The sequence below is a fragment of the Actinophytocola sp. genome (assembly GCF_045807065.1).
Classification (GTDB): domain Bacteria; phylum Actinomycetota; class Actinomycetes; order Mycobacteriales; family Pseudonocardiaceae; genus Actinophytocola.
Window position 1 is genome coordinate 1 of sequence record NZ_JBJMIE010000203.1, and the last position, 6,236, is coordinate 6,236.

A 6,236-nucleotide genomic window follows, 5' to 3' on the forward strand; every position below is an offset into this window, starting at 1 on the left:
CGAGGCCCGCGACTTCCTCGTCACCCGCCGGGCCAAGATCACCCCCGACCAGGCAGGGCTGACCATCTACGGCGGTAACCGCCGGGTCCCCGGCCTGCGCCGCGAGGAGGTCGCGTTGCTCGCGGGTGTGTCCGCCGACTACTACACGCGGCTGGAGAAGGGCAACCTCGCCGGCGTGTCCGACAGTGTCCTGGACGCCGTCGCGGGCGCCCTGCAGCTCGACGAGGCCGAGCGTGTCTACCTGTTCGACCTCGCTCGCACGGCCAACGCCGCCGGCCGCCCCCACACGGGCGCACCGCAGCGCCGGCGTCCGCAGCACCGGGTTCGGCCGGTCGTGCAGCAGATCCTCGACAGCATGACCACCACCGCCGCGTTCGTCCGCAACGGCCGCCTCGACATCCTCGGCACCAACCTCCTCGGCCGGGCCCTGTACTCCCCGGTGTCGCGGGCCTGTGCACCCGCCGCGAGAACCACGTGCGGACCAGCAAGAGAGGACATGTCCATGACCGACCACAACGGACAGGCGGAGCCCTCCGGCGCCCAGAAGATGTTGGGCGACTTCGCGCCCGCACTCGTGCGCCTCACCGACGACGTGCTGTTCGGCGAGGTCTGGCAGCGCACCGGGCTGACCCCCAAGGAGCGCAGCCTGGTCACCGTCGCCGCCCTGGCCACCAACGGCAACACCGAGCAGCTGGTCTTCCACCTCGACCTCGCGAGGAAGAACGGCAACACCGAGGCCGAGCTGGTCGAAGCCATCACCCACCTCGCGTTCTACGCCGGCTGGCCCCGGGCAATGTCCGCCATGGCGGTCGCCAAGCAGGTCTTCACCCACTGACAAGGAGAAACACCACCATGCGCGGAGCAGTCATCCACGCCCCCGGCGACGTTCGCTTCGAGGAGCGCGCCGACCCCACCATCCAGGAACCCACCGACGCGGTCATCCGCATGTCCGCCACCTGCGTCTGCGGGTCGGACCTGTGGCCCTACCGCGGCATCGAAGCCGTGTCGGGGCCCGCGCCGATTGGCCACGAGTACGTCGGCATCGTCGAGGAGGTCGGCGGCGAGGTCACCGGCATCAGGCCCGGCCAGTTCGTCGTCGGCTCCTTCTTCGCCTCCGACAACACCTGCGAGATCTGCCGGGCCGGGTTCCAGACCTCGTGCGTGCACCGCCAGCCGGTCGGCTCGGAGGGCGCCCAGGCCGAGTACCTGCGGGTCCCCCTCGCCGACGGCACCCTGGTCGCCACCCCGGAGGTTCCCTCCGACGACCTGGTGCCGAGCCTGCTCGCCGCCTCCGACGTGCTGGGCACCGGCTGGTTCGGCGCCGTCGCCGCCGACGTCGGACCGGGCAAGACCGTGGCGGTCGTCGGTGACGGCGCGGTCGGTCTCCTCGGCGTGCTCGCCGCGCGGGAGCTGGGCGCGGAGCGGATCATCGCGATGAGCCGCCACGAGTCCCGGCAGAAACTGGCCACCGAGTTCGGCGCCACCGACATCGTCACCGAACGCGGCGACGACGGCGTGGCCGCGGTCAAGGAGCTCACCGGTGGACTGGGCGCGCACTCGGTCATCGAGGCCGTCGGCACCCAGGAGTCCATGATGCAGGCCATCCGCTCCACCCGCCCCGGCGGCTCGATGGGCTACGTCGGCGTCGCCCACGACGTCACTCTGCCGGGTGAAGAACTGTTCTTCTCCCACGTCCGCCTGCTCGGCGGCCCCGCCCCGGTCCGCCGGTTCCTGCCCGATCTCATCGACCGCATCTGGCGCGGCACCATCGACCCCGGCAAGGTCTTCGACCTCGAACTCCCCCTCGACCAGGTCGCCGAGGGCTACCAGGCCATGGACGAACGCCGCGCCATCAAGACGCTGCTGCGCCCCTGACACTTTCTTCCCTGGAGAAACCCGTGGAACTCATCCCCGTGAAGGACACCGCCAAGGCCCCAGCGGCCAGGTTCACCGGCGACGTCTACCTCACGATGATCAAGACACCCGAACCGCCGTCACGCCTGGTGGCCTCCCTGGTCCGCTTCACCCCCGGCGCACGCACCAACTGGCACTCCCACGCCAACGGGCAGACCCTCCACGTCACCGAAGGCGTCGGCTACGTCGCCAACCGCGAGGGCCAGGTCATCCGCATGCGCGCCGGCGACACCGTCTGGACCCCGCCCGGCGAGGAACACTGGCACGGCGGCACCGACAGCACCGTCATGTGCCATATCGCCATGCTCGAAGCCACCGAGGACAGCGACGGCACCACCTGGCTCGAACCCGTCACCGACGAGCAGTACGCCACCGCCCACACCGGCTGAACAGGCCCGGCGAAATCGGTTTCAGCGCTGCTCCTGGCCGTCCTCGGCGAGGCGGTGGTCAGGCAGCCGGCAGCCGTTCAGGACCGGCGCCCTCGCGCGGCAAGCTCGGCCAGGTGGTGGAGTGAGTTGATGAGGTGGTCGGGGCCGAACGGCGGGAACTGGATGCCGCGCTCGCGGATGAACCGCGGCACCGCGGACCAGTCATAGGTGAGCGTGACCTCGGTCCCGGACGAACCGAGCGGCGCCAGGTCGTAACGCCAGATCCAGCCGCCGAACTCCAGCTGGCCGTCGCCCTTCTCCTGCCCCGTCAGCCAGCCGATGACGCGCGGCGCGTCGAGCACTTGGACCTTGTTGACCACCCGGTAGTCACCGACCGGGTGGTCGGCGTGGTACATGTCCATCCGGAAGATCTGCCCCACCTCGGCCAGCGGCGCCCGGTCGACGGACTCCTGAACCCAACCGGTCCCGTCGATCGCGGCATGGGTCGTCGGGTCCGCCAACACCGCGAACACCCGCGCGACGGGGACGGCGACAGTCAGGGTGGCGCTCACCTTCTCCTCGTCGCCCGTGGACCGGGCCTTCGCGGACGCGGGGGTGGCGATGGTGGTGGTGACGGACATCGTGGCCTCCGACAGGTGGCGACCGACCCCTTGCCGGCCTCTCACCCTGACTACGAACGACCTCGCCGCCATTCGACACCACCGCGAAAAGAAAGCACGGTGCGATGCGCTGTGTGGGTCGCGTTCCGGCGAAGGTGCGGTCAGCGGGGAGGACTGTGGCTCGGCGCCGTCACGTTTCGCCGCGGTATCTGCTGATCGAGTGCCGTCCTCGCACGGAGATCCACGGGACCGAGTTCTCTCCCCAGGGCGGTGCCGAGCAGGTTTCTCGCCTGCTCGGCACGGCCCAGGCCGCCCGGTCGGTCCTCAGGGCGGCGCGGGCCGGTGCAGGAGCCGGCCCGCGCGCCCCACGCGGGTGGTGCGGTCAGGTCAGTTCGATGAGTGGGAAGCCGCGGTGGCGCCGGGGCGGGATCAGGAAGTTCTGGCGCCGGGTGGTGGTGATGAAGCGCTCCAGGCCGTGGTCCTCCTCGTCGAGGGCGAACTGGTCGAGCAGGTCGAGGCTGGCCTGGTTGCGACGTAGTGTGGAGAAGAAGTCCGAGCTGGGGAAGAAGCCGGAGAACTGCAGCTTCGGCGTGTTGCGGCCGGTGGTGGTGTCCATCGCGTCGAAGCCGGGGCCGTCGATGCGCAGGTGGATGGGTCGGCCGTCGGAGGTGCGGCCGGACCGGTGCAGCTGTGAGACGTGCCCGATGCGCTGGAACTGCTGCGCGCTGGTGACCGCGTAGTTGGCGCCGCGGAACTGGTTGCGCAGGAACGCGCCGCGCCGGCTGAGGTTGCGCGGACCACCGCCGTCGCGGAACGGGTCCGTCGCGTCCTCGGTCACCTGGACCGGGGACTCGAACATGTACTGGAGGCGCTCGCTGAACGGCTCGCGGTGGTCGGGGTTCGGGTCGTCCGGATCGTTGCCGTTCACGTAGAACTGTTGCAGGTCAAGGAGAACGTGTGACAGGTGCTGGATGGCGCCGTTGTCGAAGTAGCTGCCGGCCGCGGCGTTGGTGAGCTTGATCCCGCCGCCGCCCACGAACGTCACGTTCTGCGCCGGGGCGCTCGCGTCCACCTGCTGGTCGGCGAACCCCATCCACATGGGGGAGAACGGGTTCACGAAGTCCGCGAACGGCAGGCCTTGCGTGGCCGCGATGTTCCTCGGCAGACCCTGCTGCACGAACATGGCCCTGGTCGAGGTGATGGTCATGCCGGCGTCGAACACCGGAGACGGCTGCGTGCGGCTCAGCATCCGGTTGCTGCCGCCCAGCCAGGCCACCACGTCGGCGATCCGTGAGGAGTCGTCGCTGCGGATGGTGAACAGGATGTCGTTGCTCTCCATGCGCACCGCCACGTTGAACTCGGGGCGGCGCAGTTCCAGAGTCCGGTTGCCCGAGGCCACGTCGGTGGGGCCGGGCACCGCGCGTTTGAGCACCTGCTGGCCACCGGGCAGTCCCTGGAACGCCACGGTCTGCGGCATGTTCGCGTTCACGACCGCGGCCGGCAGCCGGCCGAAGTAGTTGTCGCTGTAGGACACGTGGGTCATCACGCCCGCGGGCGAGTACGGGTAGTTCGCCTCGATGTTGAGCAGCGCCGACTCCATGCGCCCCTGGTCGGCCTTCGAGGGGGCGCGGGCGAGCCGGGCGGTGACGAACACGGTCTGGATCGGCGGCATGGAAACCTGGATGCCGTCGATGGTCTGTGCCGGCGGCATGAACGGCGAGAGGTCGAACTGCACGTCGGGAAATGCCAGCGCGCCGGGGTCCGCCCAGGCCACCCGCTCCGGTTGCCAGGTCAGCTCGCCGACGAGGTTGAGCGTGCCGAGGGCACCGACGAACGCGCCGGCGCGGCGCAGCGCGGAGCGACGGGAGAGGGGTTTCTTCAGAATGTCGGAGGCCAGGTAACTCGGCTTGCTTTCTACGTTTCGATTGTGCGCGACCGGGCAACCTGAATTACGCTCGGTGGGGGCGGTGTCAGTCACGATAAACAACCTCCGCAGGGAAACCGAAGCGGTGGTTGCGTGGACAGTTCCATGTGCACGGCAAGAACCGACCAACCCGCTTCGTTGAGGTACTACAACAAACTATTACGACAGTCCTCGGGAGACCACCGTCAAACCTACCTAGGTATTGTGGACACTGAGTCGTCGATCAAGCGGCAACCAGTGCGAATGCGGTGGTTTCAACCAAAAAACCGAGAGGTAGGGAAAACCCCCTGGGGGTCCGCTCAATTCTCCAGTACCCACTGATCGGGGCTATTAGTCCGAATTGTCCGCATCGATCCATCATGCACCGCGTGCTGCCGGCGGACAGTCCGGTGTGCCTAACGCCGCGGCTCGCGACCCTGCGTTACCGCGGGGGACCGTCTCGGTGCTGGTACCGGCGCGGCGTGCGGGTGCCGTGCCGTGGTGCTTCGGCTCGTTCCTCGCGACGGCAGTGGGCCCGTGCCGCGGACAACCGCGGCACGGGCCCACTGGTTCTCAACTAGCTGACGCCGGCCCCGGCCTCGATTTCGCCGCCGCCGAAAGTACGCTCGGCTTCGCCACCGCCGAAAGCGCGCCCGGCTTCGCCGCCGCCAAAAGAGGCTTGCTCCAGCTCACTGCCACCAAATTTGCCCATGTTCAGGGTCTCCTTCCTCCGGAAGTAATACAGAAAAATTATCCAGAGTCCCTCTCCCCGTCGCAAGCTGCATTCGCTCCGACGTATTGCGCCGAACGGCGTGCGGCCGTTGGTGCCAACAGGTGTCCCAAGTGGATTTCTCACGTTCCGTCATCATTCTCGGCGAAGAACGTCGCTCAGTGTTCGACGACCATCGCCGAGAACGTCGCGCCGTATGCGGCCGCGGCCATGAGGTAGCGGTCGCCCGTTCTCAGCAGTCCGCTGTCGACGGCGGTGCGGTAGTTCAGGAAGGGGTCCGCGGCGAACGTGTGGCCGATCAGGGGCACGTTGTCCAACAGCACGGACGTCGCCGGCAGGTCGAGCTGCCGGCACACCTTCCGCCACGAGCGCACGTTCACGTTGTGCGGCAGGATCAGCCGGAGCTCGTCGACGCGCAGCCCGGCCCGCTCGGCGGCCGCGCTGATCACCTCGGCCACCAACACCGTGTACTCCTTGGCGAAGCGCTCCGAAGGGTCCGGGCGGTCGGTCGCCCAGTGGTCGAGATCGCCGCGTTGCAGCGTCGCGTAGCTCAGTACCCGATCGCGTGGGCCGTCCGCGGACACCAGGCAGGCGGCGGATGCCTCGCCGAAGATCCGCGCCTCCGGCCGCAGCGTCTCGTCGAGGGTGAAGACCTGCTCGCCGGCGACGACGAGCGCGAGCGCGTCCGCACCGCCGGTGCC

General features: G+C 68.9%; 7 protein-coding genes. 3 read left to right on the forward strand and 4 right to left on the reverse strand.

The window, feature by feature from the left end; translation table 11 throughout:
• From ACJ73U_RS11815 to ACJ73U_RS11825, 3 genes are all read left to right on the forward strand, one after another.
• Positions 1 to 835 (forward strand): carboxymuconolactone decarboxylase family protein (locus ACJ73U_RS11815; RefSeq protein ID WP_407777620.1); only part of this gene is annotated, 835 nt, incomplete at its 5' end.
• A 17-nt stretch (positions 836 to 852) separates the two neighbouring features.
• Entirely contained in the window at positions 853 to 1,875 is a 1,023-nt protein-coding gene (locus ACJ73U_RS11820) for a zinc-dependent alcohol dehydrogenase family protein (RefSeq protein ID WP_407777621.1), read from the forward strand.
• Between the two features lie 23 nt (positions 1,876 to 1,898).
• Complete coding sequence (locus ACJ73U_RS11825; RefSeq protein ID WP_407777622.1) at positions 1,899 to 2,303, forward strand: cupin domain-containing protein; 405 nt, start codon at positions 1,899 to 1,901, stop codon at positions 2,301 to 2,303.
• Between the two features lie 77 nt (positions 2,304 to 2,380).
• On the opposite strand, the gene ACJ73U_RS11830 is transcribed toward ACJ73U_RS11825, so the two are convergent.
• The 4 genes from ACJ73U_RS11830 to ACJ73U_RS11845 form a co-directional block, all read right to left on the reverse strand.
• Positions 2,381 to 2,923 (reverse strand): polyketide cyclase, encoded by a 543-nt coding sequence (locus tag ACJ73U_RS11830; RefSeq protein WP_407777623.1) that lies wholly within the window; start codon positions 2,921 to 2,923, stop codon positions 2,381 to 2,383.
• Between the two features lie 361 nt (positions 2,924 to 3,284).
• Positions 3,285 to 4,880, reverse strand: coding sequence for a hypothetical protein (locus tag ACJ73U_RS11835; RefSeq protein ID WP_407777624.1), 1,596 nt, complete (start codon positions 4,878 to 4,880; stop codon positions 3,285 to 3,287).
• Between the two features lie 502 nt (positions 4,881 to 5,382).
• Positions 5,383 to 5,517 carry a hypothetical protein gene (locus tag ACJ73U_RS11840; RefSeq protein WP_407777625.1) on the reverse strand — a complete coding sequence of 45 codons (135 nt, stop codon included), beginning with the start codon at positions 5,515 to 5,517 and terminating at the stop codon, positions 5,383 to 5,385.
• 176 nt (positions 5,518 to 5,693) lie between these two features.
• Positions 5,694 to 6,236, reverse strand: a 543-nt coding sequence (locus ACJ73U_RS11845; protein ID WP_407777626.1) for a 3-oxoacyl-[acyl-carrier-protein] synthase III C-terminal domain-containing protein, incomplete at its 5' end; no start/stop codon positions are given.

Excerpts from the sequence above, each read along its gene's own strand:
- ACJ73U_RS11820 (WP_407777621.1), top strand. The coding sequence starts at position 853 with ATGCGCGGAGCAGTCATCCACGCCCCCGGCGACGTTCGCTTCGAGGAG.
- ACJ73U_RS11830 (WP_407777623.1), bottom strand. The coding sequence starts at position 2,923 with ATGTCCGTCACCACCACCATCGCCACCCCCGCGTCCGCGAAGGCCCGG.
- ACJ73U_RS11840 (WP_407777625.1), bottom strand. The coding sequence starts at position 5,517 with ATGGGCAAATTTGGTGGCAGTGAGCTGGAGCAAGCCTCTTTTGGCGGC.